Here is a 25,553-nt window from a genome sequence, read left to right as displayed (position 1 = left end):
CGCCCGGCGCTGACCGGTTCGGTCGCGGCGTCTGACGTGGGCATCGAACCCGATCGTCCTGCTGGAAGGGCCTCGCGCCAAGTCTAGCCGACGCTGTTTCCGGAGCGCGTTACCCACCAGGGGTTTGCCGTACATCGCCATCCGCACACTCCCAGCAGAGTGAATAGATCTCCCAACAGGTCTGTGGGGGTTCGATAGGCGCTGATATCGTGCCGCACGTGAATGATGGAGCGGCCCCCGGACGGGAATACTGGTCCGACGGTGAGCATACGCCTGACTCCGGCGGCCACGACCAGTACGGTCTGAGCACACAGCCGGTCTCGGGCGGTTTCGCCGCACCACCTCTTTCCGGTGACCTCGCCGCGCCAGCACCGCAGCGCCGAATCGTGCCGTCTCCACCCCCGCAGCGGGGGAAGCTGCTGCTCGGCGTGATCGTCGGGGTACTCGCTGGCGCGTTGGTGGCCGGGGCTGGCGCGTTCGTCCTCGGCCGAGCGACTGCCCCCGACAGCGCCCCGGCCGCCGCCCCGCAGTCGGACGCACCCGCCGGGGAACCGGCTGCGGCACCGCCCGAAGAGCCGGCCGAGGAACCCACCAACGTCTTCGCCGCCACCAACCGCGCGACGTTCCCGGATGACCTGATCCCGTTGGCGGAGCCGTGGCTCGCCGACATGAGTAGCTGCGTCGCGAACACCGACGATGGCGGTCCACCCCTCGGCCCCGGCGAGCGCGCCCACGTGCTGTGCCGGGACGGCGGCATGTATCTCCACTTTGTCGCGTATGACTCGGCCGAGGGGCGAGCTGCCGACCTGAGCTTCCGGCAGCGAATCGCCCGCAGTTCGGCGAGCGACCGCCCGGATGCGGAGGAGCCCGGCGACAAACTGGGGGGCGTCACCGGCACGCCGGGCTTGTACGTCGAGTACACCACCCCGACCGGCGAGATCCCGGCTCTCTGCGGCATCTGGTGGAACCCCGACGGCACCGATACCGCTGTCTTTGTGGACGTACTCTGCGACAGCCTCGGTGGCAACTGGGACTCGCTGCGGTCCGTCTGGCAACGACACAGTTAGTCGCAGCCCAGTTCACCGTCGACAACCGATGCAGCGGGGCCGCGGCACCCAGGTTGAGACGCGCCGAAGTTCTTCAGTCCAGGTGTTGCACCCTCCACCTCCTATCCGCGTTCAGGCACTGCACGCCGCGCCGGATGTGACTCTTTATCGTGCCGAATGGCTGCCCTTCGCCGGGTTACTCATCGACTGATACCCGCGTGAATGCGGCGACGTCGAAAAGCAAATTATTTTCTGGCCGCGTCCAGGTTGTGTGGAGCGAGCGTAACGCCCCATACCAGCTAACCTGACTAATCACGACTTATCATCAGGAGGCAGACATGCAGCTCTCGTACTCCCGCCGGGTGGCCGCAGGTGGCGTGCTCGCCGCGCTGACATTCGCCGGAGTCGGTGCGCTCAACGCGACCCCGGCGTACGCGGTGGCCACAGCCGAGGTCTCTGCGATCCATGGCATGCCGGGCACCCCGGTCGACGTGTACCTCAATGGGGAAAAGACGCTGGACAACTTCGCGCCCGGCGAGGTGGCGGGCCCACTGAGCCTGGCGGCGGGCGTGTACGACATCGCGCTGACCAAGCCGGGCGACCCGGTGGCCGACGCGTTTCTCACGGTTGCCGACGCGGAGGTGCTGGGCGGAACCAACATCAGCATGGCCGCCCACCTGGACGCGAGCGGCCAGCCGAAGCTCACCTCCTTCGTAAACGACACCTCGAAGGTGGACGCTGGCAAGTCCCGGCTGATCGCCCGGCACATCGCTGCCGCTCCGGCGATGGACGTACGGGCCGGCGGCACTTCGGTCTTCACCAACCTGACCAACTCGAACGAGGCCAAGGCCGATATGGAAGCCGGAACGATCCAGGCGGATGCGGTACTCGCCGGCACGGAGACCGTCACGATCGGCCCCGCCGACCTGGAATTGACCGAGGGTACCGCGACGATCCTCTACGCGTTCGGCTCGGCGGATGCCGGCACCCTCGAGGTCGTGGCGCAGACCATCACCGGCTTGCACTCCACCCCGGCCGGGGTCCCCAGCGGCGACGGCGGCCTGGCCGGCACCAAGGCAAACACCTGGTTGTACCTCCTGGCCGGTGCCGGCGCCCTCCTACTTGTCGGTGGAAGAGCTCGGATCGTCACCGCCCGGAGGAACAACCGGTGACGGTGCGCAATCGCGGAGGGCTGGCGGCGATGGCCGCCGGTGCCGCCGCCCTCACCGTCGCGGCTTTGGCCGCCGTTGCCGCTCGGCCGGCGGCGGATGTCGGCGCGGACGAGGTGGCCGCCCTCGCCAGCACCGCCCCCGCAGATGCCCGATCGTCGGTGCCGGTACCGGTACACAGGGGTGCACTGCCGACCGGCGCCGAGGTTGTTCCGCCGGTCGGCCTGCGGATCCCGACAATCGGGGTGACCGCCACGGTGAACGCCGTCGGCATCAACCCACAGACCAGTGAGTTCGAGGTACCGCCCAGCGTGGACGAGGTCGGCTGGTACCGCTACGGCCCGGGGCTGGCGGCCCCAGCGGGGTCAGTGGTGATCGCCGGCCATGTGGACAGCTCCACCCAGGGCAAGGGCGCGTTCTTCCGGCTCCGGGAGTTGGACCAGGGGGACACCCTGACCGTGACCGGCAGCGACGGCCAAGACCGCGCCTACCGGGTGATCGCCCGGGAGGAGTACCAGAAGACCAGAATTCCGCTGGACCGGTACTTCGCCCGCGACGGCGACCAGCGCTTGACCCTCATCACCTGCGGCGGGCCTTTTGACGCCGACGCCCGCCGATACCGCGACAACCTCGTGGTCACCGCGGTGCCGGCCTGATCGACCGGGTCGGTTCGTCGACGACCGCGCGCAGCGCCGGATAGCGCTGACGGAGGCGACGTTCCAGTTGGCCGTGCAGGGTGCTGCGGGCGGCCGGGCAGCCGTTGCACGCACCGGCGAGCCGGACGGTGACCACGTCGTCCCGCGCCTCCACCAGGTCGATCCGACCGCCGTGCGCGGCGGCGAACTGTCCGACCGGCCCATCGAGGAGCTGCTGGGCCAGCGTACGCAGCACCGCGTCCCCGGCCCACGCACCGGAATCGGGTACGACGTGCCAGCCGTCGGGTTCCCCGAGCGCGGCGTGTAGCGCGCCGCGTACCCGTGGCCCCTGGTCTATCCAGCTGCGCCGCGGGCCGAGGCGGGTGACCACGGCGGCGGGTTCCAGCCGGAGCTCGGCGAGGGTCCCGTCGGCCAGCAGCCCCGCCAGCGGTGGCGGGGCCGCGGCGACAACGCCGACCGAGTCGAGCAGGTCGGCGGGGATGACCCAGCGCAGCAGGTCCGGTTCGTCGGCGCAGCGCTGCGGGTGCAGGGGAACCATCCGAGTCACCCCACGAAGACGGCGGTGACGGTCCGGGCAAGGAAGGCCAGCAGCCAGGCTGTCACGGTGAGGTAGCCAAAGGCCACCAGCGGCCACCGCCAGGTGCCGGTCTCCCGCCGGATGACCCCGACGGTCGCCATACACTGGAGGGCGAAGGCGAAGTACACCAGCAGCGCGGCGATCGTCGGTGCGGTGAAGATCGGCTGACCGGCGCGCGGGCCGTCCGAGTAGGTCATGGCCCGCAGCGCGTCGCCCGGGTCTTCGGGGTCTTCGGCCGCCGCGACCTGGCCGAGGGTGGCGACGAAGGTCTCCCGGGCCGACTGGGCGGACAGCACACCGACATTGATCCGCCAGTCGAAGCCCAGGGGGGCGAAGACCGGCGCCACCAGCCGGCCGACCTCGGCGGCGTAGCTGTGGTCAACGACATGGGCCGACACCGCAGCCGAATCAGCGGTGTCGACGCCCGCCGCCTGCAGCTGCTCGGTCGAGTGCAGCGGTAGATTCAGCAGCAACCACAGCACCATCGTGGTGGCCACAATGATGGTCGAGCACTTGCGGAGGAACGAACTCGCCGCACCCCACACCGCCAGCAGAACCGCCCGGGGCGCGGGCAGCCGGTACGGCGGCATCTCCAGATAGAACGGTGTCGGCTGGCCACGACGGTCACCGAACTTCTTGAACGCCCACGCGGCCAGCATCGCCGAGACGGCACCGAGCAGGTACAGCCCGAACATGACCAGACCCTGCAGACCAAACGGACCGAACGTGGCGGTGGGGTCGACCAGCAGCCCGATCAGGACCACGTAGACGGGAAGCCGCGCGGCGCAGGTCATCAGTGGCGCCGCCATCATCGTGGCGATCCGGTCCCGAGCCGAGGGCAGGGTGCGGGTGGCCATGATGCCGGGGATCGCGCAGGCGAACGAGGACAGCAGCGCCACGAAGGCGCGTCCCTCCAACCCGGCGCGGCCCATCACGCGGTCCATCAGAAACGCCGCGCGGGACATGTAGCCGACGCCCCGCTGTTTCTGCTGATCTCCCTCCTCGGCCCCTGTTCGCGGGACAACCATGGGCCAGCAACCCGCACCCAAATCGATGGTCACGGTTGGTGCAATCACAGCCCCGCCCGGGACCGACCGGCGGGCTCCCCGCCAAAGTTCCAGGCCGAGGAGCGCCACCCCGGTCCACGAACTCGCTCACGCGCTCCCGGACAACCGGCGCACCAGGCGCCACGAGCCCGGTAGCAGGCCCGCAGCGAGCAGTGCCTTGAGCAGGTCCCCCGGCAGGAACGCAACGAGGCCCAGCAGGAGCGCGGTCCGCACGTCCATCCCGGCGGCGACCGTCAACCAGGGAACACCAACCGCATAGATCACCACGTTCCCGAACACCATCAGCCCGAACATGCGCCACGGCCGCCGGTCCGCCCCGGCCGAGGCCAGCCGGCCGACAACCGCCGCGGCCAACACGAAGCCCAGCAGGTAGCCCGCGGTCGCGGACGGCCAGCCGTGCGCCCCGTCGGCAAACCACGGCACCCCCAACACCCCCGCCACCAGGTAGAGCAGCATGCTCGCCACCCCACGGGCCGACCCAAGCGCGGTCCCGGCCAGGAGCACCGCGAAGGTCTGCCCGGTGACGGGGACCGGCGACCCGGGAATCGCCACCGACACCTGCGCAGCGGCACCGACGACAGCGGCCCCGCCAACAACCAGGGCGACCTCCCGCGCCACGGAACCACCCCACGCGTCCGCCAACACGCCGACGCGTGGGCCGGCGGCCAGCACCAAACCGTCTGCCATTCCATCCTCCTGTTGTCCCTACCGACACCGGTGGCGTCCCTACAGATCGTGTGGATCCTCCCAGCACTGCCGCCGGCCCGGGCGTCCGCCCACGGGCGCGAGACCACATCGGAGCGCACCGGTGGTCAGGCTCCGACCGAAGGTGACCGGATCGACCAGTAAGCCGACCGCGACGGTGCGCCGGGATGCCGGTCAGGTCAGCGACGCGCTCCTCAACCCGTCATGCGGCACGGTCAGGCTGATCACTCACGCCCGGGACGGTAGGCGACGAAAACACCGTCGACCCGGGCCATCCGGCCTGCTCGACCCCCACCCCACACCACGCCCCGAAATACGGGTGCGGCCAACCGGCAGAGTCGATACTGATATCGCCATGCCCAAGTTGAGCCGGCCCACCGTGGGGGTACATCAATCGTTCGTTGCCGCCATGGCCGAGTTCCGCGCCGAGGGACGCGGCAGCGCGGAAGACCGCAGCATGATCGGGTCCGAGCTGCGCGAATTCTCGCGTCACTGGTCAACTCCCGCCGGGTTCGCGAGCTACGTCGACTGGTTACGGAATCAGAGTCTTGAGGACTCCCCGCGCCCGGACGGGCACGTACCGTCGACCACGTTGTGGTGGACCCAGGACGACGCCTATCTCGGCCGCCTCGCGATCCGGCATCGCCTGACCCCGTACCTGCGGGACTTCGGCGGGCACATCGGCTATGACGTGCGACCAACCGCACGGCGACAGGGCCACGCGACCGCGATGCTGGCCGCCGCGCTATCCGTGGCGTACCACCTGGACATCACGTCCGCCCTGGTGACATGCGACGTGGACAACGTCGCCTCCCGTAGGGTGATCGAGCGCAACGGCGGGATCTTCGCCGATCAACGCAGCGAGAAGCTTCGGTTTTGGGTTCCGACCGGCTGACCCGGCCGTACGGACGGCGGATCAGCGGCATCCGGGTCACTCTCCGCGGTAGCTCTCCCAGTGCGGAGCCGGGCCACGGTGCGGGGCGACCGGGCTGTTGTCGGGCATCAACTCACCAGTGTCATCGAACACGATCACGCCGTTACAGCGCAGACTCCAGCCCTGCTCCGGGTGAGACGCGATGATGCGGGCCGCCTCGTGGTCGACCGCGCTCGCGGCGGGACACGTCGGCTGGTGATTGCACGGGGTGTTGGCGTTGGGCCGGGCTCGGAGGGCGAGGTCGACGGTGTGCATGCCGGTTCTCCTCTCAACTGGGCGACTCAGCCGCGCTGGCACTCGGAACGGACGGGGTGGCCGCCTCCTACCAATTCGCTACGTCATCGCTGAACAGATGAGGCGGCCCACCCCCGGACTGATACACGCACGGCAGAATTCTGACGCACATATTGATAGATCATAAAAAATAGGGTACGTGGGGTAAGGCAGAATAAGCCTGATCACGAACTGAAGGATCAGTCCCAGGCTTCGCCCATCGCGGCGAGTTCGCCCGCGTACTCGATTCGATCACGCCAGGATTCCGGCCACGCGGCCATACCGAAGGCGGCACCGAGGAACGCGCCGGTCAGACAGGCGATGGAGTCGGAGTCGCCGGAGGTGGCGGCGGCGCGGGCAAGGGCGGACACCGGATCGTCGGCATGCCGGATCGCGCAGAACAGTGCCGTGGCCAGGGCTTCCTCGGCGATCCAGCCGGCGCCGGTGATCCGGCAGGCGTCCGCGCCGTCGTCGGCCGAGGCGAGCGCGAGATCGAGCCGATCCAGTACGTGCTGGCACTCGTCCCAGCCACGGGCGAGGTAGTCGGCGGGACTGGCGACGGCGGGCTGCTGCCACAGCGCACCCAACCACTCGGCCCGGTAGACGGTGCGCTGGTCGTGGGCGCGGGCTCGCAGCAGCGTGGGCAGGGATAGCAGCTCCGCGCCGTCGCGCAGTAGCCGCACGGCGTACGCGGTCAGCTCGCTGGCGGCGAGCGCGGTGGGGTGCCCATGGGTCATCGCGGCCTGCAACTGCGCCACCCCGGCGAGGGTGTCCAGGTCGTAGCCGGCGACGAGCCCGACCGGCGCGACCCGCATGTTCGCGCCGCAGCCCTTCGAGCCGCTCATCGTGGCTTGGGTCCACGGCTGGCCGAGGGCGAGGTTCCCGCAGGCACGCAGGCAGGTCATTCCCGGTGCACGGTTGTTGTCGGGGCTGGCCGCCCACCGCACGAACCGCTCCCGAAACAACGGTTCCAACACCTCGGCCGTCGGCGTGGACGCACTCAACAGCGCCATCCCGACCGCCAGGGTCAGTTGGGTGTCATCGGTGACCAGCGCGGGGTCGCCCGCCAACTCGCGCGGGCCGTCGGGCCCATAGCGGGCATGGATGTCCGGGACCGTCATGAACTCGGCCGGTCCGCCCAAGGCGTCGCCGTAGGCCAACCCGAACAGACACCCGGACGCCGCATTCGGCGTGGTCGGCTCTCGCATATCGGGGGGATGGTAGCCCAACGGATGGCACTGCGGAGGTGCCAGACTGACGATAATCGGACCGGTACGCCAGCGAGGAGAGATCATGGACGACTGGAACGAAAAGATCATCAAAGAGTTCCGCGAAAACAACGGCCAGGTCGGCGGCCAGTTCGCGGGCTCGCCCCTCCTGCTCCTGCACACGGTGGGCGCCAGGAGCGGTCAGCCGCGCCTGAACCCGGTGATGTACCAGAAGTTAGATCATGGCTACGCCGTGTTCGCCTCCAAGGCCGGCGCCCCCAGCCACCCCGACTGGTACCACAACCTGCGGGCCCATCCGCAGGTCAAGGCGGAGATCGGCACGGACACGTTCGACCTGGTGGCCAGGGTCGCCGCGGGGGACGAGCGGGAGCGCATCTGGAGCGCCCAGAAGGAGGCCTTCCCGGGCTTCGCGGAGTACGAAGCCAAGACCGACCGGAAGATTCCCGTCGTGGTGCTGGAAGCCGCCTCGTAAACCGCGCCCGGGCTCCTTTGCTCCACGTCAGACCGACGGATAGGTTGCTGCCCATGGGCAGCATCCTCTCGGTCAACCTGGCGGTCCCGGAGCGCAGCACCGCGAAGCGGGTCGGGGTCACCGGCATCAACAAGCAGCCCGTCGACGGACCCGTGGCGGTCCGGGCTCCCGGGCCGAAAACCACCGGCCTGCACAGCGGCCTGGTCGGCGACCAGATCTTCGACATCGAGCACCACGGCGGCGACGACCAGGCCGTGTACGCGTACGCCCGGGAGGACTACGACTGGTGGGAGGCCCAACTTGGCCGGGTGCTGCCGGGCGGGATCTTCGGCGAGAACCTGACCACGGCCGGCGTTGACGTCAACGGTGCGGTGATCGGCGAGACCTGGCGCATCGGCGAGCAGCTCGAACTTCAGCCGACCTTTGGCCGCATGCCGTGCGCGACTTTCCAGGCCAAGATGGCGGAGCCGCAGTGGGTGAAGCGGTTCACCCGGGAAAATCGGCCGGGCGCCTACCTTCGGGTCGTCACGCCGGGAGAAGTGCAAGCCGGAGATCCGGTTTCGGTGCTCCACCGACCGGCCCATGGCGTAACAATCGCGGTGGCCTTCCACGCGTACCTGACCGAGCCGGAGTTGCTGCCCGCGCTGGCGGAGGTCGAGGGCCTCCCCGACGATCTCCGGCAAACGCTACGGGAACGTGCGCGGCGGTGACGAGGTGACCTGATTCGGTTCGGGACAGTCGGCCTGATCGCGGTGGCCCTGCCGCCCTTTCCGGTGCTCCTCGCCCTGATCCTGCTCACCAGCACGCTGACCACCTGCTTCCTGCCGGCCGGCAAGAGCTGTGTTCCCCGGCTGGTGGAACGGTCCGGCCTGGTGCAGGCCAACTCACTGCTCGGGCTCTCGCACAATGTGGCGCTGGCCGTCGGGCCGGTTGTCGGTGCGGTGCTCATCCAGGCCGCCGGAGCGCGCGCCGCCTTCGCCCTGGACGCGGCCTCCTACCTACTCTCCGCCCTGGTGCTGTTCTTCCTGCCGCCGGTCGGCGGCGGTCCCGGTGCTGCCGGCCGTACCACGCGGTTCGTCGCGGACCTCACGGCCGGCCTGCGTTACGTGGCCGGGCACGCCGTTGCCCGGGCGGTGGCGCTCTCCCTCTTTCTCGGTGTCTTCTTCGCGGCTTGGGACAGCGTGGGACTGGTCTTCCTGATCAAGGATGACCACGGCGGCACCGATACCTGGGTCGGGGTGGCGACCGGCGGTTACGGACTGGCAATGGTGCTCGTGCCGTTGCTGCTCGCGCTGACCCGTTGGCAGCCGCCCGGTCCGCGGCTGCTGCTCATCGGCCTGTGCTGCTCGGCCCTGGGCCTCATCGCCGTGGGCGTCGCCGGCCAGCTGATCCTGATCGTGCTGCTCTACACGATCGCCGGTGCCGGCAACGGCCTGGAGAACATCGCCACCGACACCGCCATCGGCCAGAACGTGGACAGCGACAAGCTGGGCCGGGTCTTCGGCGCGATCTACGGCCCAGTCTTCCTCGCGGAGACCGCGGCCTACCTGATCAGCGGCCCCCTACTCGAGGCGACCTCGCCGGCCGGTGTGTTCCTCATCGCCGGCATCGGACTGCTTGGGGTGGCCGCTGTCGCCTGGTGGCTGCTCCGCCGGGCCGAAGGGCCGCCACCGTACCCGCGGCCCAGGGCGCCACGGCGCATCGACTCTCCGGCCGGAGTCGGCACTGCTCAATCCGGAGGGCCCAGCTCACCTCCGCCGCCGACGCCGCCCGAGACGGCGATACCCGCACGCTCACCGGACCAGTCTTCAACCCCGATCCGGTAGCGAACGTGGGGCGACCCGCCCCGGTCCTGGCCCGGCCCGGCCAGGACCCCGCCGAGCTTCTCCACCGCCCGCCGAGAACGAAGATTTTCCGTACCGACAAGAAAGACAACAGTATCGACGAACTGGAAAGCATGATCCAGCATGAGCTGCTTGAGTTCCTTGTTGTAAAACCCGCCCCAATGGGAACGCGCAAGGAAGGTCCAGCCTATTTCGACCTCGCGACGATCCACATCGTAGCCGTGATACCGCGATGAACCGATCAGGCGAGACGCCCTCTTGTCGATCACCGCAAACGCGCCGCCGGAGGCGAGCGCATCCGAGAAGAAGACGCGAAACACCTCCTCTCGGCACCGTTCCGGCTGCGGATGCTGTTCCCACAGCAGCGGGTCAGCGGCGACAGCGAACAGCTCATCGAAATCCGCCGGCCGGAGGGGCCTTACGGTGAGCAGTTCGCCGGTCAGGACAGGCTGGAGTTCAAACGACATCGCAAGGGCTCCAATCATGGACGGGACAACCCGTGGCCTCATTCACCCGGTGCGGCGAGTAGCCGGGGAAGGTCGGCGAGGCTCGGAATCCGGTGCACACCGACCGGCACCGGTACGGTCGACCTCGACGTTGCCGCGGCTGTTGATCGTGCACGATCAAGCCAGATTCCGACAAGTCCCGCGTCCCGAGCCGCCACCGCATCCGTGTCCAACTGGTCGCCCACGTAGGCGACAGCGTCCGGAGGCAACCCAAGTGCCTCGCAGCCGGCCAGGAACGCCGAGGGATCCGGCTTCGCCCGGGCAAGCCGGTCCGCACAGAGCAGCACTTCGAAGTGGTGACGCAGCCCCAGGGCGGTCAGTCTGCGCTCCTGATGCGCGGTGCTGGAGTTGGAGAGGATCCCGTGCCGGTACGGCAGCGCCGCGAGGGCGGCCGTGACGTCCGGGAACGCCGTCCACGCACGCTCGAACAGCGCGGTGTAGCGCCGGAGCCACGCATCCGCCTCCACGTCGTTCAGCGTCCGCCCCAGGAACCCGTTAACCCGCTGCCGCTGACACTCCTCGTACGTGAGCTCCCCAGCAGCCAACCGACCGTAGGCGACCTCGGTCACCTGCTGCCAACGCTCAACCGACGCCGCTGACCCGGGTAGGCCCTCCGCCTGGAAGTGCCGCGACAGCGCCCGCCGATCCGAGCCAGTGAAGTCGAAAAGGGTGTCGTCAACGTCCCACAACACCGCCTCGATCACGGCTTGAGGCTAGTCCCCTCCGCCACCCACCGGAGCGGGTCACGTCGCCGCCGTCGTACCCGGTAGCGGAGCCCGCAGCCGCGAACATCCCGCTCCCGCGATCGATCGCCGGGGCACACGTGGTTCCGGTACCGTCCGGGCCCACAAGGGTCGACCAGGGCAGTAGGTTGGGCTCCGGTACACCAGGCGCCGGTCAACGGAATAGCGAGGACAACGCCGCACATGAGCCCGTCATGATGTTCCGAATTCTCCTCGCCGTCGCCGGTCTGCTGCTACTCACCGTGGCCGCCGACCATCTCGTGCTCGGCGCGTCCCGGCTCGCCCACCGGCTACGGATCAGACCCGTCGTCGTCGGCGTCGTGGTGATCGGTCTGGGCACCTCGGCACCGGAGCTGTTGGTCTCCGGAGTAGCTGCGGCCCGCGGCGACACAAGCATCGCCCTGGGCAACATCGCGGGTTCCAACATTCTCAACCTGACCATGGTCCTCGGCGTCGCCGCACTGGTCGCCAAGGTCACCGTGAAGTCAACGGTGATCTACCGCGAGGCACGGCTCGCGGTCGGCGCTGTGCTGCTCTTCGGCCTCCTGGCCTGGACCGGACTGACAGCTGTGACCGGTGTGGTGCTGCTGGTCGCCGCCGCCGGTGCGCTGTGGCTGCTGATCCGGTGGGCGGGCGAGGACGAAGCCACCCCGCTGGCCCGGGACGTGGTGGAGCACGTGGAGGGCGAGGACGTCACCACGGTCGACCCGACGCCGGCGCAGCGGCAACCGCTGGCCCGGTGGGAGCCGGTCCGCACCGTACTCGGCCTCGTCGGGGTCCTGGCCGGGGCACAGCTGCTGGTCGTCAACGCCGCCGCCATCGCCACCGACCTGGGGGTTCCCCAGTTGATCATCGGGATGACCCTGGTCGCGGTGGGCACCTCGCTGCCGGAGCTGGTCACCACGATTCAAGCCCAACGACAGGGTGAGTCAGACCTGCTTGTGGGCAACCTCTTCGGCTCCAACCTGTTCAACAGCCTCGTCGGCGGCGCCGTGATCGCCCTGGCCGCGCCGAGCAGTGTCCCCGGCACCAGTGTCGCGCTCGTCCTGGTGATGGGCCTGGCCGCGGTGGCGGCCTGGATACTGCTCCGCCGGAGCTATACACTCACCCGCCCGGAAGGCTCGGTGCTGCTCGCGGCGTATGTGCTGACGATACCGCTGTTGTTGTCCACGTAGCCGGCGAGACCGCCACGCGCAGAAGCCCGGCTACCCAGCCGGCGTTGGACCGACTACGAGGTGGGTGCCGACACCTCGCGCAGGCGTCGGCGTAGGTACCGGTGCTCGGCGTCGGTCCCGCACAGCTCAAGCGCCCGATGGTAGGCGGCGGCCGCCTCGGCGTGTCGCCCCAGCCGGCGCAGCAGGTCAGCCCGGGTCGCCGGCAGCAGGTAGTAGTCGTTGAGCTCTCCGGTGGCGGCCAGGCGATCCACCAACGCCAGCCCAGCTCCGGGCCCGTCGGCCATCGCCACCGCCACCGCCCGGTTGAGCTCGACGACCGGGCTGGGCGCCAGGCGGGCGAGTTGCGCGTACAGGCCGGCGATCTGCGGCCAGTCGGTAGCCGCCGCCGCGGGCGCCTCGGCGTGGACCGCGGCGATCGCCGCCTGCACCTGGTAGGCGCCGGGGCGGCGCCGCGCCAGTGCCTGCTCGAGCAGGACGACTGCTTCGGTGATCTGGGCCCGATCCCAGGCCGAACGGTCCTGGTCGGCCAGGGTGACCAGGTCGCCGTGCTGGTCAACCCGGGACGAACGGCGGGCGTCGTGCAGCAACATGAGCGCGAGAAGCCCGCGGGCTTCGGGCTCAGCCGGCATCAGGGTGGTCAGGAGGCGGGCCAGCCGGATCGCCTCGCCGGAGAGCGCAGCGGTCACGAGGTTCGTGCCGGCGGTCGCCGCGTAGCCCTCGTTGAACAGCAGGTAGAGCGCCGCGAGTACGGCCGACAGTCGCTCCGGTAGCAGCCGAGCCGGCGGGACCCGGAACGGGATCTCCGCATGGCGAATCTTGTTTTTCGCGCGGAACAACCGTTGCCCCATGGTGTGCTCCGACACCAGGAAAGCTCGGGCGATCTCCGCTGTCCGGAGCCCGGCGAGGTAGCGCAACATGAGTGCGACCTGCGCCGCACCGGTAAGCGCCGGGTGCGCGCAGGTGAACATCAGCTCAAGGCGTTCGTCGGGGAAGTAGCCGACCGGGGCCGGCTCTCCCAGCCGGGACACGTCGCGCAGCTTCCCGGCCTCCACGGCAGAGCGACGCAGCCGGTCCACCGCGCGATTACGGGCCGTGGTGGCGAGCCATCCCCCGGGGCGATCCGGTATCCCCTCCGTCGGCCAGCGGGTGAGCGCCGCGGCGAACGCGTCCTGGGCGCACTCCTCCGCCAGTTCCCAGTCTCCGGCGAGCCGGATCAGCATGCCGACGATCCGCCCCCAGTCGTCGGCGTAGGCGGCGGCGACCGCCGCGCTGACCCGGCCCGCCTCGATGTCGGTGCTCAGTCCTACTCCCAGAACGGCCGCAGTTCGACCACATTGCTACGCGCCATCGGGTGCTTTGACGCAACCTCCACCGCCTGGTCGAGGTCGGTGCAGTCGAGTACGTCGAAACCGGCGATCACATCCTTCGTCTCGGCGTACGGCCCATCGGTGAGCAGAACCTTGCCATCGCGGACGCGAACCGTCGTCGAGTCGCTTCCCGGACGGATCGCCTCGCCCAGCAGCCGTACGCCTCGGCCGTCCATCTCCTCGACCCAGGTGTCAACGTCCATCTCGTCCGGTGCGGCACCGACGGGACGGCCGAGGTCGCCCGCTCCCCCGTCGGCCGGCCGGTTGACACACACCAGCATCAGGTACTTCATCTGCCCACCTTCTTCGCCTCGTCAGCCAGCCGCGTCGGGTGGCTGACCCTACGACGAACGGCCCGCCCTGATTTCTACCGTGCGCCGCGACTTATTTCAGCCCGGGCAGTCGGGAGAGTTGCCACCGGCGTTCGGCCGGTCTCGCTCACCAGCGCCCCCGATGTACGCCGGCACGACCTGCTGCACTCCGGTTGTATCGGTGTTGATGAAAGTAGAGTCCCGGAACGACGGTGGCCGAGTGAGGCATGGAGGTCGTCCCACCTGGGGACGGCTGAAAGGCCCCTCACCTGTCGTTTCTTGTCGGTTTTCGACCGGCGGCACGGTTGGATGTCGTTTTGAGGGCGTTTCTCCGCATCTATGTGGGATAGCTGGTTGACACTAGCGTCTGTCCGATTGGCGATGCCTGCCGGGAGGTAAGAGTGATGCGGAGATTTTGCCAGCGGCCAGGCCGGAGCGCCGGCGCGGGTCGGGTGGGCCGGGCCATCGTCGGCTTGTTCTTTCTGGTGTTGGCGGTGACAGCCACGCAGGCCTTCACCGGCGCGTGGCCGGCGGCCGCACGGAACACTCCAGCACCGTCCGGCACCGCGTCGGACACCCTCCTGGCCTGGGGGGAAAATGATGACGGCGAGGTGGGCGACGGAACCACCACCAACCGCAGCACACCCGTCACCGTCAACCTGCCGCCGGGCACTGAGGTCACCGCCATCGCCGCCAGCGGCGACCACAGTCTGGCGCTGACCTCCACCGGCACCGTCCTCGCCTGGGGAGACAACTTCGACGGTCAGTTGGGCGACGGAACCACCACCAGCCGCAGCACACCCGTCACCGTCAACCTGCCCCCGGGAACCACCATCACGGCCATCGCCGCCGGCGACGAACACAGCCTGGCGCTGACCTCCACCGGCACCGTCCTCGCCTGGGGAGACAACTCCGAGGGTCAGTTGGGCGACGGAACCACCACCAATCGCAGCACACCCGTCACCGTCAACCTGCCGCCGGGCACCGAGGTCACCGCCATCGCCGGCGGCGACGACCACAGCCTGGCGCTGACCTCCGCCGACACCGTCCTCGCCTGGGGCGAAAACAACGACGGCGAGTTGGGCGACGGAACCACCACCGACAGAAGCACACCCATCACCGTCAACCTGCCCGTGGGCGTCGCAGTCACCGCTATCGCCGCCCACGGCGACCACAACCTGGCGCTGACGTCCACCGATACCATGCTCGCCTGGGGTGCCAATTTCGGGGGGCAGTTGGGCGATGGGACCACCACCAGCAAGAGCACACCCGTCAACGTCAACCTGCCCGCCGGCGTCACCATCACGGCGATCGCCGCCGGCGACGAACACAGCCTGGCGCTGACCTCCACCGGCACCGTCCTCGCCTGGGGAGACAACTTCGACGGTCAGTTGGGCGACGGCACCAACACCAACCGCAGCACACCCGTCACCGTCAACCTGCCCACCGGCGTCACCATCACCGCCATCACCGGCGGCAACCTCCACAGTCTGGCGGTCACCTCCACCGGCACCGTCCTCGCCTGGGGCGAAAACTCGAGTGGTCAGCTGGGCGACGGCACCACCACCAACAGCAGCACACCCGTCAACGTCGACCTACCGCCAGCGACCACCATCACCACTGTCGCCGCCGGCGATGCCCACAGCCTGGCCCTGACCGCACCACCGACATCCACCACCACCCTGCAGGTCACCCCAGCCAACCCGACAGCGGATCAGGACACCACCCTCACCGCCACCGTCACCTGCAACATCGACACCCCCACCGGAACCATCACCTTCCGCACCAACACCACCACCCTCACCACCACACCCCTGACCACCACCGCCACCGCCACCCACACCACCACCCTCCCACCCGGCACCCACACCCTCACCGCCCACTACACCAGCACCAACACCTGCCCCAACAGCCAATCCACACCGGTAAACCTCACCATCACCCCACCACCCGACGAACCCGACCTACCCATCACCGGCCCCAACATCACCACCACCACCGGCGCCGCCGCCCTCTCCATCCTGGCCGGCGTCATCCTCAGCTACGCCGCACGCCGACGCCCACCACACCGGACCACGTAGAACCAAGGTGCCACCAGCCCACATCGCCACCCGTCCGCCCCTGCCGGAGCCGATCGAGGCGTACGCCCGGGCGACCACCCCGTTGCTCTGGTGGTCTGGGGGCCGGGCCGCGTGGCACCTGCGACAACAGGCAACCGATTGACGACGCCCCGCCGTTGGCCTCACGGCCGGGCAGGGCGTCGTTGCCTGGGACAGGTCAGTATCCGTCGGCGGTGCAGGTCGCCATCCCGAGCTTGCCGGTGGAGCGAGCTGGCCGGTGGAGCAAGGTGGAGCCCCCGGCCGGGATCGAACCGGCGACATCTCGCTTACAAGGCGAGTGCTCTGTCCAGCTGAGCTACAGGGGCGTGTTGCCGACGCCAGCATAGCGACTGACGTCCAGTTTTCCCGCGCGGCGGGCCCGGTCAGCACGACCTCCGTCGGGCAGCAGGCCCGGACCGCCGTCGTTTCATGCCCGGCACTGCCCGCCTGACCGTTATGCGCATGGTCCCGGTCCCACCAGCTACTCCCGTTCTTGGCACGCGGAGAAAACCGATCTACCGTTCAGGAACGCGGTCGACGCCCGTCGCCCGTGGGCCGGGTCGCAGCTGCGGGCCGGTCCGCTCTTTCACTCGGATCGTCCGGCACGTTCCTGCCGGTGAAAGGAAGCACCCCCATGGCCACGGTTACCTATGCCAAGGCGTCCCGGATCTACCCGGGCACCGAGCGGCCCGCCGTCAACCAGCTCGACCTGGAGATCGGCGACGGCGAATTCCTGGTCCTGGTCGGCCCCTCCGGTTGTGGTAAGTCCACCAGCCTGCGCATGCTCGCCGGCCTCGAGGACGTTGACCAGGGTTCGATCTCCATCGACGGCCGGGACGTGACCCACCTGCCGCCGAAGTCCCGCGACATCGCGATGGTCTTCCAGAACTACGCCCTCTACCCGCACATGTCGGTGTACGAGAACATGGCGTTCGCCCTCAAGCTGCGCAAGACCCCGAAGGCGGAGATCGACCGGCGGGTCAAGGAGGCGGCGACGCTGCTCCAGCTGGAGGAGTACCTCGGCCGTAAGCCGAAGGCGCTCTCCGGCGGCCAGCGCCAGCGGGTGGCGATGGGGCGGGCGATCGTCCGTGAGCCGCAGGTCTTCCTGATGGACGAGCCCCTGTCGAACCTCGACGCCAAGCTTCGGGTGCAGACCCGTACGCAGATCGCGTCGCTGCAGTCCAAGCTCGGTGTGACCACGGTCTACGTCACCCACGACCAGGTCGAGGCGATGACGATGGGGCACCGGGTGGCGGTCCTGCTCGACGGCGAGCTCCAGCAGGTCGACACGCCGCGGGCGCTCTACGACACCCCGGCCAACGTCTTCGTCGCCGGCTTCATGGGCTCGCCGGCGATGAACATCAAGACCGTGCCGCTGACCGACAAGGGCGCCGAGTTCGCCGAGATGCACATCCCGCTGACCCGCGAGCAGGTCGAGGCGGCCCGCGCCGAGGGGGCCGGCGACCAGGTCGTGGTGGGCTTCCGTCCGGAGGACTGCGAGCTGGTCAGCCCGACCGAGGGCGGCCTGCCGGTCACCGTTGAGCTGGTCGAGGACCTCGGGTCGGACGCGAACATCTACGGTCACGCCGCGATGGAGGGCACCAACGAGCGGTTCGTGGTCCGCACCGACCGGCGCACCATGCCGAACATGGGCGGCACCGTGTTCGTCCGGCCGCAGCCCGGACGCAGCCACATCTTCAACTCGAAGACCGGCCTCCGGATCCCGTCCTGAGCTACGAATCCTGAGCTACGAGAAAAGGGGGCGGTCCGCTGATGCGGACCGCCCCCTTTTCGGGTGCGGAGTTCAGCCCTCGGCGGCCCGGCGGCGAGCCACCTCGGCCAGCGTCACCGCCGCCGCGACGCTGGCGTTCAGCGACTCGACGTCGGAGACCATCGGGATCTGGACGGTCAGGTCACAGGTCTGGCCGACCAGCCGAGACAGGCCGCGCCCCTCGGAGCCCACCACCACCACGAGCGGGCCAACGGCGGCTTCCAGGTGGTACAGGTCGGTCTCCCCGTCGGCGTCCAGGCCGACCACGAGGAAGCCGGCGTCCTTGCACGCCTTCAGCGCCCGGGTCAGGTTGGTGACCTGGGCGACCGGAACCCGCGCGGCGGCACCGGCGCTGGTCCGCCAGGCGGTCGCGGTGATCCCAGCGGCCCGCCGTTCGGGGACGAAGACCCCCTGCGCGCCGAACGCGGCGGCCGACCGGATCACCGCACCCAGGTTCCGCGGGTCGGTAACGCCGTCGAGCGCCACCAGCAGCGGGGCGGGCTGTTCCAGCGCCGCCGCCGTCAGCTCCTCGAACGGCTCGTACCGGAACGGCGGCACCTGCAGGCCCACGCCCTGGTGCAGCACGCCGCCGGTCATCCGGTCCAGCTCGGCGCGGCTGACCTCCAGCATCGCGATGCCCCGGTCCGCCGCGGTCCGGACGATCTCGCTGATCCGGTCGTCGGTGTTGAGTCCCTGCGCCACGTAGAGGGCGGTGGCCGGCACGTTCGCACGCAGTGACTCAAGGACGGGATTGCGGCCGACCAACAGCTCGGGAGCGTCCTTCGCCGGGTTCGTCCGACGACCGGGGGCGACCCGCGGGCCACCGCTGCGGCTCTCCGGCCGACCCCGGCCGCCGCTGGTGGGGACGCCCCGGCCGCTCTTGTTGGTGGGGACGCCCCGACCGCCACCCTTACCCCAGGTGGTGTCCTTCGTGCCGGGTTTACCGATCTTCGGGGCGCGCCCCTCCTCGGCCGCGCTCCGCCGCTCCTTCTCCTGCTTCCAGGCGGTGCGCTGGGGCAGCTTCTCGGTGCCCGAGTACGCCTTGTGCCACGGCCGCTCGTCGGCGGGCAGGGTTCGGCCCCGGCCGGCGAGGGCGTCCCGCCCCTTGCCGCCGGAGCCCTTCGGGGCGCCTGCCTTCGGGGTCAGCCGTCGGCTACGGCGCTGCGAGTTGCCGGCCATCAGTCCTGCTCTCCAATAGTCCAACGGGGGCCCTGGGGGGTGTCCTCGACCACCACACCGGCCTGCTTGAGCTGGTCGCGGATCGCGTCGGCGGCGGACCAGTCCTTGCGGCTGCGTGCCTGCGCCCGCTGTTCCAGGGCCAGCTGCACCAGCGAGTCGACCACGGCGCAGAGGTCGTCGGTGCCGCCGCCGGCACTCCAGGCAGGGTCGAGTGGGTCGACCCCGAGGATATCCAGCATCGCCCGCACCTGGCCGAGCGCGGTGCGGACGGTCACATCGTCGCCGCCGGTCAGCGCGGTGTTGCCATCCCGAACCGTCTCGTGCAGCACGGCGAGCGCCGCGGAGGTGTTCAGGTCGTCGTCCATGGCGGCGGCGAACGCCGCGGGCACCACCGCGGGTTGGCCGGCGCCGACCCGCTCGGCGGAGCGCTGCACGAAGCCCTCGATCCGCCGGTACGCGACGGCTGCCTCCCGCAGCGCGTCCTCCGAGTAGTCGATCATCGACCGGTAGTGGGCGGCGGCGTAGTAGTAGCGCAGCTCCACCGGACGTACCCCAAGCGAGTCCACGTACGTCAGGTCGAGCGAGTTGCCGCAGGACTTGCCCATCTTCGCGCCGCCGATGTTGAGCAGGCCGTGATGCACCCAGTAGCGGGCGAACGGCAGGCCGGCGGCCTGTGACTGGGCGAGTTCGTTCTCGTGGTGCGGGAAGGTCAGGTCCAGCCCGCCGCCGTGGATGTCGAACTCGCTGCCGAGGTAGCGCCAGCACATCGCCGAGCACTCGATGTGCCAGCCGGGCCGGCCCCGACCCCACGGCGACGGCCAGTACGCGTCGGCGGGCTCGCCGGGCTTGGCGCCCTTCCAGAGGGCGAAGTCGCGCGGGTCATGTTTGCACCGGTCGGGGGCGTCGCCGGCGGGCTGCATGTCGCTCGGGGACTGGTTGGACAGCGCCCCGTACGCGGGCCAGGAGTGCACGTCGAAGTAGACGTCGCCGGAGCCGTCGGGGGCCGGGTAGGCGTGGCCGGCGTCGATCAGTTTCGTGATCAGCTGCTGCATCTCCGGGATGTGCCCGGTGGCCCGGGGCTCGTAGGTCGGGGGCAGCACGTTCAACGCTCGGTACGCGGCGGTCAGCTTCAGCTCGTTGGCGTAGGCGATCGACCAGTACGGTCGGTCCTGCTCCACCGCCTTGACCAGGATCTTGTCGTCGATATCGGTAAGATTGCGAATGAAGCGGACCTCGAACCCGCGCGCCAGCAGCCACCGCCGGAGCACGTCGTAGTTGACGCCGGAGCGAAGGTGCCCGATGTGCGGCGGCGCCTGGAGGGTGAGACCACACAGGTAGATCCCCACCTTGCCGGCTTCCCGCGGGACGAAGTCCCGCACCGAACGGGTGGCGGTGTCATACAGGCGTAGGGTCACCGGACAAGGGTATCCGTCCCCGCTTCCCCAGGCCGCCGGGAGCCGGGTCGTACGCTGCTGGCGTGGACACGACCCCCCGACGCAGCGACCCGCCGGCCCCACGGGGTGGCGAGAGCGCACAGACGCTGGACCGGGGGTTGCGTTTGCTGCACCTGGTCGCCGACGCGCCCGGCGGGTTGACCGTCACCGAGCTGGCGGGCCAGCTGCGGATCGGGCGCGCCGCCGTGTACCGGTTGGTCGCGCCGTTGAGCGCGCACGCGCTGCTGCGCCGGGACGCCGATGGCCGGCTCCGCCTCGGCGTGGGGGTGCTGAATCTGGCCCGGCGGGCCCAGCCGCTGCTGGCCGAGGGGGCGCTGCCGGCGCTGCGGCAACTCGCCGAGCAGACCGGCGCGACCGCGCACCTGACCGTGGTCGAGGGCGGTGAGGGCGTCGCGCTGGCGGTGGTCGAGCCGAGTTGGACCGCCCTGCACGTGGCGTACCGGACGGGGGCGCGGCATCCGCTGGAGCGCGGGGCGGCGGGGCGGGCGATTCTCGCCGGCCGAGCCGGCGTGGCCGAGCCGGTAAACACGGCTGGGGAGTTGCAGTCCGGGGCGCACGGGGTGGCCGCGGCCGTGTTGGGCGTGCCCGGACTGGAGGCGAGCGTCGGGGTGGTCTCCCTGACGCCGCTGGACACCGAGGTGGTCGGCGGCCAGGTCCGCACGGCCGCCGGCACCGTCGCCGACGCGCTGCGCTGAAACCGACGGGCCACCGACGGATGCGGCCGACGGGCCGCGCTGACAGTTGGCGCCGACGAGCGGTGCTGAAGCGGAAGGCCCGGCCGACCTGTCGGGTCGGCCGGGCCTTGTGCTCGGTCCGCCCTACGGCCGGCCGTGCGACTTGAGCGGGGTGGTTACCGCCGTGTACGCGTCGATGATGCCGTGCCCGTAGAAGCCGTTGAAGCTACGTCCACCGGCGCAGTACGCGTCGTAGGTCTCGTCGCGGCCCTCGTCGCGGTACTGCTGCAGCCGCGGGTTCGGGCACGCCTTCTCGGTGGCGGTGCGGTAGAGGTGCTGCTCGACCAGGTCCGGGGCCAGGCCGTAGCCGCCGCGGCCCTGCTTCTTCCCGTGCTTGCTGACGATCAGCGCGGCCACGCCCGAGGCGTGCGGCGACGCCATCGAGGTGCCCTGGAGGTAGCGGTAGTAGCCGCACTCACCGTTGCTCTTGCAGTCCTTGAAGACGAGCCCTTCGACGCTCGGATCGATGTTGCCGTCCGCGTCCACCAGGCCGTCTTCCTTGAGCACCTTCTCCGGGTAGGTGGAGAGGATCAGGTTGGGGTAGGTGCTGAAGGTGTCGGTGCCGAAACCGTCGCGGTACCAGCCGCCGGGCGCGGCGATGCCGATCCGCTCGGTGCCGTAGTTGGAGTAGGCGGCCTTCTTGCCGGACGGGCCGACGGCGGAGACGCCGATCACGTGCGGCCCTTCGACCGGAAGGTCCCAGCAGCTGTCGTTGTCGATCTCACGCGGGTACGGCGGGGTGTCACCGAAGTCCGGGCTGGAGGTGTCGATCCGCGGGTCGCCCAGGTCCTCGTGGTTGTTGCCGAGGGAGCCGACCAGGGTGACGCCCTGTCGGTGGGCGAAGTTCAGCGCCCGCTTCATCGCCTTGATGATGGCCCGCTGCTCGGCCTGGTGTTCGGGCGAGTCGGCCGGGTTGGCGGTGCAGTTGTAGAGCCACGGGTCGACGTAGAAGGACATGTTCACCACGTCGAGCCCGGCCCGCCCGGCGTGCAGCAACGACTGCACCACCGGCTCCAGGAAGAAGTAGCCGGAGTCCTGGCCGCCCTTCAGCTCCACCAGCGAGACGTTCGGCGCGACACCGGAGAGGCCGAAGCCGTTGGCAGCGGCGCCGATGGTGCCCGCCACGTGGGTGCCGTGGCCGCCGTCATCGGTGCCGACCGGGTCGAGGCAGCTCGCCACCTCGCACTCGCCGTCGACCTCGGGCAGGTCCGGCGCGAAGTTGCGGGACAACGCCCAGTTGAAGTTCGGCGCGATGTCGGGGTGGCTGGCGTCGACGCCGGTGTCCAGCACGCCGACGGTGACGCGCTGGTCGCCGGGCTCCTTCTTCCGGGCCTTGTCGGCGCGGATCATGTCCAGGCCCCACAGCTTGTCGTCCAGCGGGTCCATCTTCTTGCCCTTGCCGCCGGACCCCTTGCCCTTGCCGGAGCCCTTTCCGTTGATGGCGGTCAGCAGCGCCTCCTGCTCAACCGGGTCCAGCTTCGGTTTACGGCCGATGGCTTTCTGCTCGACGGCACCGATCAGGGTGTCGGCCTCGGCGATCCGATCGGTGAAGTCCACCTGGTCGCTGGTCACCTGGAACACGCCGACATCGTCGATCCGGGTTACGACGGCGCCCCCGGCTGCCTTGATCTCCGCCAGGGCCGCCTCGGCGCTGACGCCGTCCTCTGCGACCACAGTGAAGGTTTCGCTGCTGCTCGGTGCGGCGCCAGCGGGGACGCTGAGCCCCGTGACCGTCAACGCCAGGCCCGTCACGGTAGCGACGGCGCCAGCGGTGAAGCGTCTGCTCACATCGGATCCTCTCGTTGCGGGACGTGGCAGTCATCGAACAGCACCATCGGCATTTACACCAGGGGTCGTTCCGATTGCGCCCGAAGATCGCCTTCGTCCGCAAGAGCAGCCAGAACGGCAGGAAGATCCGTCAAAGTGGACAGCTCCGCGTCTGGCCGCACCCCCGGCGGGCAGGTTCGGCCATCGCGGTTGAGCCAGACTCCACGCAGCCCGGCGGTCTGCGCCCCGACCACGTCGTGGGCAATCGAATCGCCGACGTACACCACCTGCTCGGCCGGCACCCCGGCCGCCTGGACCACCGCCGCGTAGAACTCCGGTGCCGGCTTCTTCGGCAGCCCGTTGTCGTGCGCGTACACCTCGAAGGCGAACCTCCCGGCGAGCCCGCACCGCTCCGCGCGGCTGTTGCCGTTGGTGGCATAACCCACCGCCCACCTCTCCGCCAGGGCTGCGAGCGCCGGCAGCACATCCGGGAAGGGGCGGGTCAGCGCGAACCGCCGGGCGAAGTAGTGCGCCAGCAGGTCATCCAGGTGCGCGTTGAGCCCGACCCGGGACAGCGAACGGGAGAGCGCCGTCCGTCGCAGCTCCGGCGTCGGCCAAGCAGGGTTCGCGGCGAAGGTTACGGACCAGTCGTGCTCCAGGTCAGCGAGCGAGACCGCAGCCGCCGCCGGGTCAAACCGGCGCATCTCGTCGAGGACGGCCAGCAGCCCGCCGGTCATCGCTGGGCGCAGGTCGAGCAGGGTTTCGTCCGCGTCGAACACCACCGTCCTCAGCATGGCGTCGAGCTTGCCAGGGTCAACCGCGGGTGGCGAGTGCCGGTTTCTGGTCCTGCTCCACCGTTGGGGTCTCGCGTGGCTCGTCGAGGCGGACCAGGGCCACCCCGGCGACGATCAGGGCCCCACCGGCGAGTTGGACCACGGTGGGCAGCTCGGCCAGCACCAGCCAGGCGATGAGCACGGCGAACATCACCTCGGTCAGGCCGACGAAGGAGGCCAGCCGGGCACCGAGGAGACGGGTCGAGACGACCCCGGTGAGGTATGCGAGCACGGCCGCCACCAGCACCAGCCCCGCCACCGGCACCAGCCAGCTGGTGCGCTGCCCGGCGAAGTCGACCGGGCCGGTGTACGCCCGCAGCGGCAACAGCCCGACCAGCCCGAGAAGGAGCAGCACGCCGGCGCCGACCGCCATTCCACCGGAGGCCAGCACCACCGACGGGAGGTTCGCGTCCATCCGGCCGGCGAGCACGAAGTACCCGGCCAGCCCGACGGCCGCGCCGAGCCCCCAGAGCACCCCCACCGGGTCGAGCCGCCCGGCCCCGGCGAGGTCGAGCACGAGGCCGAGCCCGGCCAGGGCGACGATCGACCCGGCGACGGTGAGCCGGCGGGGTCGTTGCCCGTGGGCCAGCCACATCCAGCCGACCACCACCACGACGGCCAGGTACTCCAGCATCAGCGCGACGCCGACCGGCAGATAGCGCACCGCGTTGAAGAAGCACACCTGGGCGAGGGCGACGCCGAGCAGCCCGAACGCGGTGATCGAGGCGGCGTTGCGCCGGAGCAGCGACCAGCGACCACGCAGCGCCAGCACCGCGGGCGCCAGCAACACCAGGGCGGCGAGGCCGACCCGGACGACCACCGCCGCCTCGGCGGACCAGCCGGCGTCGATCAACGAGCGGGCGAACGTCCCGGAGGTCGCGAAGGTCAGTGCCGAGAGCACCGCCAGCAGGAGGCCGGCGCTGCCGCGCGGGGGTTGACGCATGGGTTCTCCTTGGCAACAACACCATGTAATGGGCAAGATGCGCTTACGTCGATGACGGTAGCGTTACCAGGATAGGAGTCAAATTGCTTTTTGCCCATGACACCGAGCATTCATTGATCGCCGCCGCAGCCCTGGTGAACACCGACGGCAGCGCCGGCGACGGTCTGCCCGACACGACCGCGCTGGACAACTTCTTCATCGCCCACGCGTACAGCGGACGGCACGAGCACACCGACAGCGAGCTCCGGGCGGTACGCGAGCTGCGCCCCCGGCTGCGCCGCCTCTGGCACGGCGACACCGACGAGATCGTGTCCATCGTCAACGGGCTGCTCCGGGAGAACGCCGCCCTGCCCCAGCTCATCACGCACGACGACGAGCCGTACCACCTGCACGCGGTGCCCCGGGACGCGCCGCTGGCGACCCGGATGGCGGTGGAGGCCGCGATGGCGATGGCCGACCTCGTCCGCAGCGGCGAGCTGGGCCGGCTACGAAGCTGCGACCACCCCGGGTGCGGCAACGTTCTGGTCGACCTGTCGCGGAACCGATCCCGCCGCTTCTGCGACGCCGGCTGCGGCAACCGGGCCGCCGTCACCGCCTACCGCGCGCGCAAGACCGCCAGCCGGCCCTGACCGGCCGTGGTGCCGCGACCCCAGTTCTGACCGTTGCATTACGGAGCTCGGTAACCCCGGCCCCGACCGG

The 25,553-nt window shown here is 69.9% G+C and carries 24 protein-coding genes, 1 tRNA gene and 2 pseudogenes; 12 read left to right on the top strand and 15 right to left on the bottom strand.

Going from position 1 to position 25,553, the window contains the following annotated elements:
- Window positions 1–218: 218 nt before the first annotated feature.
- The 3 genes from SALPAC3_RS0116565 (at window position 219) to SALPAC3_RS0116555 (ending at window position 2,871) form a co-directional block, all read left to right on the top strand.
- Window positions 219–1,067 carry a hypothetical protein gene (locus SALPAC3_RS0116565; RefSeq protein WP_026185643.1) on the top strand — a complete coding sequence of 283 codons (849 nt, stop codon included), beginning with the start codon at window positions 219–221 and terminating at the stop codon, window positions 1,065–1,067.
- Window positions 1,068–1,384: 317 nt separating this feature from the next.
- Complete coding sequence (locus SALPAC3_RS0116560; protein ID WP_018222325.1) at window positions 1,385–2,218, top strand: DUF4397 domain-containing protein; 834 nt, start codon at window positions 1,385–1,387, stop codon at window positions 2,216–2,218.
- Window positions 2,215–2,871 carry a class F sortase gene (locus SALPAC3_RS0116555; protein WP_018222324.1) on the top strand — a complete coding sequence of 219 codons (657 nt, stop codon included), beginning with the start codon at window positions 2,215–2,217 and terminating at the stop codon, window positions 2,869–2,871. The genes SALPAC3_RS0116560 and SALPAC3_RS0116555 overlap by 4 nt, the downstream gene beginning before the upstream one ends.
- Here the strand turns inward: SALPAC3_RS0116555 and SALPAC3_RS0116550 are convergent.
- The 3 genes and pseudogenes from SALPAC3_RS0116550 to SALPAC3_RS0116540 form a co-directional block, all read right to left on the bottom strand.
- Window positions 2,852–3,409, bottom strand: a complete 558-nt coding sequence (locus SALPAC3_RS0116550) for a NifU family protein (RefSeq protein WP_018222323.1) — start codon at window positions 3,407–3,409, stop codon at window positions 2,852–2,854. The two genes, SALPAC3_RS0116555 and SALPAC3_RS0116550, sit on opposite strands and share 20 nt — an antisense overlap.
- Window positions 3,410–3,414: 5 nt before the next feature.
- Window positions 3,415–4,425: pseudogene (locus tag SALPAC3_RS25890) on the bottom strand (nucleoside recognition domain-containing protein); the annotation flags it as partial.
- Window positions 4,426–4,602: 177 nt separating this feature from the next.
- Window positions 4,603–5,202 carry a biotin transporter BioY gene (locus SALPAC3_RS0116540; protein ID WP_018222321.1) on the bottom strand — a complete coding sequence of 200 codons (600 nt, stop codon included), beginning with the start codon at window positions 5,200–5,202 and terminating at the stop codon, window positions 4,603–4,605.
- A 373-nt stretch (window positions 5,203–5,575) separates the two neighbouring features.
- Here SALPAC3_RS0116540 and SALPAC3_RS0116530 point away from each other — a divergent pair, with 373 nt between their 5' ends.
- On the top strand, window positions 5,576–6,115 hold the full coding sequence (locus SALPAC3_RS0116530; RefSeq protein ID WP_018222319.1) for a GNAT family N-acetyltransferase: 540 nt from the start codon (window positions 5,576–5,578) through the stop codon (window positions 6,113–6,115).
- A 36-nt stretch (window positions 6,116–6,151) separates the two neighbouring features.
- On the opposite strand, the gene SALPAC3_RS0116525 is transcribed toward SALPAC3_RS0116530, so the two are convergent.
- Both SALPAC3_RS0116525 and SALPAC3_RS0116520 read right to left on the bottom strand, forming a co-directional pair.
- On the bottom strand, window positions 6,152–6,409 hold the full coding sequence (locus SALPAC3_RS0116525; protein ID WP_018222318.1) for a DUF5999 family protein: 258 nt from the start codon (window positions 6,407–6,409) through the stop codon (window positions 6,152–6,154).
- Between the two features lie 218 nt (window positions 6,410–6,627).
- Entirely contained in the window at window positions 6,628–7,635 is a 1,008-nt protein-coding gene (locus tag SALPAC3_RS0116520; RefSeq protein ID WP_018222317.1) for an ADP-ribosylglycohydrolase family protein, read from the bottom strand.
- 85 nt (window positions 7,636–7,720) lie between these two features.
- Here SALPAC3_RS0116520 and SALPAC3_RS0116515 point away from each other — a divergent pair, with 85 nt between their 5' ends.
- From SALPAC3_RS0116515 to SALPAC3_RS0116505, 3 genes and pseudogenes are all read left to right on the top strand, one after another.
- Window positions 7,721–8,128, top strand: coding sequence for a nitroreductase family deazaflavin-dependent oxidoreductase (locus tag SALPAC3_RS0116515; RefSeq protein WP_018222316.1), 408 nt, complete (start codon window positions 7,721–7,723; stop codon window positions 8,126–8,128).
- A gap of 53 nt (window positions 8,129–8,181) precedes the next feature.
- Complete coding sequence (locus SALPAC3_RS0116510; RefSeq protein ID WP_018222315.1) at window positions 8,182–8,838, top strand: MOSC domain-containing protein; 657 nt, start codon at window positions 8,182–8,184, stop codon at window positions 8,836–8,838.
- A 6-nt stretch (window positions 8,839–8,844) separates the two neighbouring features.
- Window positions 8,845–9,954 (top strand): annotated as a pseudogene (locus SALPAC3_RS0116505) (MFS transporter); the annotation flags it as partial.
- Here SALPAC3_RS0116505 and SALPAC3_RS0116500 read toward each other — a convergent pair.
- Window positions 9,858–10,439, bottom strand: a complete 582-nt coding sequence (locus tag SALPAC3_RS0116500) for a GNAT family N-acetyltransferase (RefSeq protein WP_026185642.1) — start codon at window positions 10,437–10,439, stop codon at window positions 9,858–9,860. The pseudogene SALPAC3_RS0116505 and the gene SALPAC3_RS0116500 overlap by 97 nt on opposite strands.
- Before the next feature lie 38 nt (window positions 10,440–10,477).
- A complete protein-coding gene (locus SALPAC3_RS0116495; protein ID WP_018222313.1) occupies window positions 10,478–11,182 on the bottom strand; it encodes an HAD family hydrolase in 705 nt (234 codons plus the stop codon).
- A gap of 233 nt (window positions 11,183–11,415) precedes the next feature.
- Between SALPAC3_RS0116495 and SALPAC3_RS0116490 the strand changes: the two genes are divergently transcribed.
- Window positions 11,416–12,396, top strand: coding sequence for a calcium/sodium antiporter (locus SALPAC3_RS0116490; protein WP_018222312.1), 981 nt, complete (start codon window positions 11,416–11,418; stop codon window positions 12,394–12,396).
- Between the two features lie 53 nt (window positions 12,397–12,449).
- Here SALPAC3_RS0116490 and SALPAC3_RS0116485 read toward each other — a convergent pair whose 3' ends face one another.
- Together SALPAC3_RS0116485 and SALPAC3_RS0116480 are read right to left on the bottom strand one after the other, a co-directional pair.
- A complete protein-coding gene (locus tag SALPAC3_RS0116485; RefSeq protein ID WP_018222311.1) occupies window positions 12,450–13,616 on the bottom strand; it encodes an RNA polymerase sigma factor in 1,167 nt (388 codons plus the stop codon).
- A gap of 83 nt (window positions 13,617–13,699) precedes the next feature.
- On the bottom strand, window positions 13,700–14,056 hold the full coding sequence (locus SALPAC3_RS0116480; RefSeq protein WP_018222310.1) for a YciI family protein: 357 nt from the start codon (window positions 14,054–14,056) through the stop codon (window positions 13,700–13,702).
- Window positions 14,057–14,526: 470 nt separating this feature from the next.
- Here SALPAC3_RS0116480 and SALPAC3_RS0116475 point away from each other — a divergent pair, with 470 nt between their 5' ends.
- Window positions 14,527–16,155, top strand: coding sequence for an RCC1 domain-containing protein (locus SALPAC3_RS0116475; RefSeq protein WP_018222309.1), 1,629 nt, complete (start codon window positions 14,527–14,529; stop codon window positions 16,153–16,155).
- Between the two features lie 267 nt (window positions 16,156–16,422).
- Here SALPAC3_RS0116475 and SALPAC3_RS0116465 read toward each other — a convergent pair.
- Window positions 16,423–16,499, bottom strand: a tRNA-Thr gene (locus tag SALPAC3_RS0116465).
- Window positions 16,500–16,807: 308 nt separating this feature from the next.
- On the opposite strand from SALPAC3_RS0116465, the gene SALPAC3_RS0116460 reads away from it, so the two are divergent.
- Entirely contained in the window at window positions 16,808–17,905 is a 1,098-nt protein-coding gene (locus tag SALPAC3_RS0116460) for an ABC transporter ATP-binding protein (RefSeq protein WP_018222308.1), read from the top strand.
- 72 nt (window positions 17,906–17,977) lie between these two features.
- Here the strand turns inward: SALPAC3_RS0116460 and rlmB are convergent, their stop codons facing one another.
- A complete protein-coding gene (gene rlmB / locus SALPAC3_RS0116455) occupies window positions 17,978–19,123 on the bottom strand; it encodes a 23S rRNA (guanosine(2251)-2'-O)-methyltransferase RlmB (protein ID WP_018222307.1) in 1,146 nt (381 codons plus the stop codon).
- A complete protein-coding gene (gene cysS / locus SALPAC3_RS0116450; RefSeq protein WP_018222306.1) occupies window positions 19,123–20,538 on the bottom strand; it encodes a cysteine--tRNA ligase in 1,416 nt (471 codons plus the stop codon). Before cysS ends, rlmB begins: the two co-directional genes overlap by 1 nt.
- A gap of 62 nt (window positions 20,539–20,600) precedes the next feature.
- On the opposite strand from cysS, the gene SALPAC3_RS0116445 reads away from it, so the two are divergent.
- On the top strand, window positions 20,601–21,272 hold the full coding sequence (locus SALPAC3_RS0116445; protein ID WP_018222305.1) for an IclR family transcriptional regulator: 672 nt from the start codon (window positions 20,601–20,603) through the stop codon (window positions 21,270–21,272).
- Between the two features lie 123 nt (window positions 21,273–21,395).
- Here SALPAC3_RS0116445 and SALPAC3_RS0116440 read toward each other — a convergent pair whose 3' ends face one another.
- Genes SALPAC3_RS0116440 through SALPAC3_RS0116430 form a run of 3 tightly spaced genes read right to left on the bottom strand, consistent with a single transcriptional unit; the run spans window position 21,396 to window position 24,854 of the window.
- On the bottom strand, window positions 21,396–23,099 hold the full coding sequence (locus tag SALPAC3_RS0116440; RefSeq protein WP_018222304.1) for a S8 family serine peptidase: 1,704 nt from the start codon (window positions 23,097–23,099) through the stop codon (window positions 21,396–21,398).
- Window positions 23,100–23,152: 53 nt separating this feature from the next.
- On the bottom strand, window positions 23,153–23,872 hold the full coding sequence (locus tag SALPAC3_RS0116435) for an HAD family hydrolase (RefSeq protein ID WP_026185641.1): 720 nt from the start codon (window positions 23,870–23,872) through the stop codon (window positions 23,153–23,155).
- Between the two features lie 19 nt (window positions 23,873–23,891).
- Complete coding sequence (locus SALPAC3_RS0116430) at window positions 23,892–24,854, bottom strand: EamA family transporter (RefSeq protein WP_018222302.1); 963 nt, start codon at window positions 24,852–24,854, stop codon at window positions 23,892–23,894.
- Between the two features lie 83 nt (window positions 24,855–24,937).
- On the opposite strand from SALPAC3_RS0116430, the gene SALPAC3_RS0116425 reads away from it, so the two are divergent.
- On the top strand, window positions 24,938–25,483 hold the full coding sequence (locus SALPAC3_RS0116425; protein ID WP_026185640.1) for a CGNR zinc finger domain-containing protein: 546 nt from the start codon (window positions 24,938–24,940) through the stop codon (window positions 25,481–25,483).
- The last annotated feature ends 70 nt before the right edge of the window (window positions 25,484–25,553 follow it).

This window comes from Salinispora pacifica DSM 45544, from assembly GCF_000378845.1.
GTDB classification, from domain to species: Bacteria; Actinomycetota; Actinomycetes; order Mycobacteriales; family Micromonosporaceae; genus Micromonospora; species Micromonospora pacifica.
This window is presented reverse-complemented; position numbering and strand designations above follow the sequence as displayed.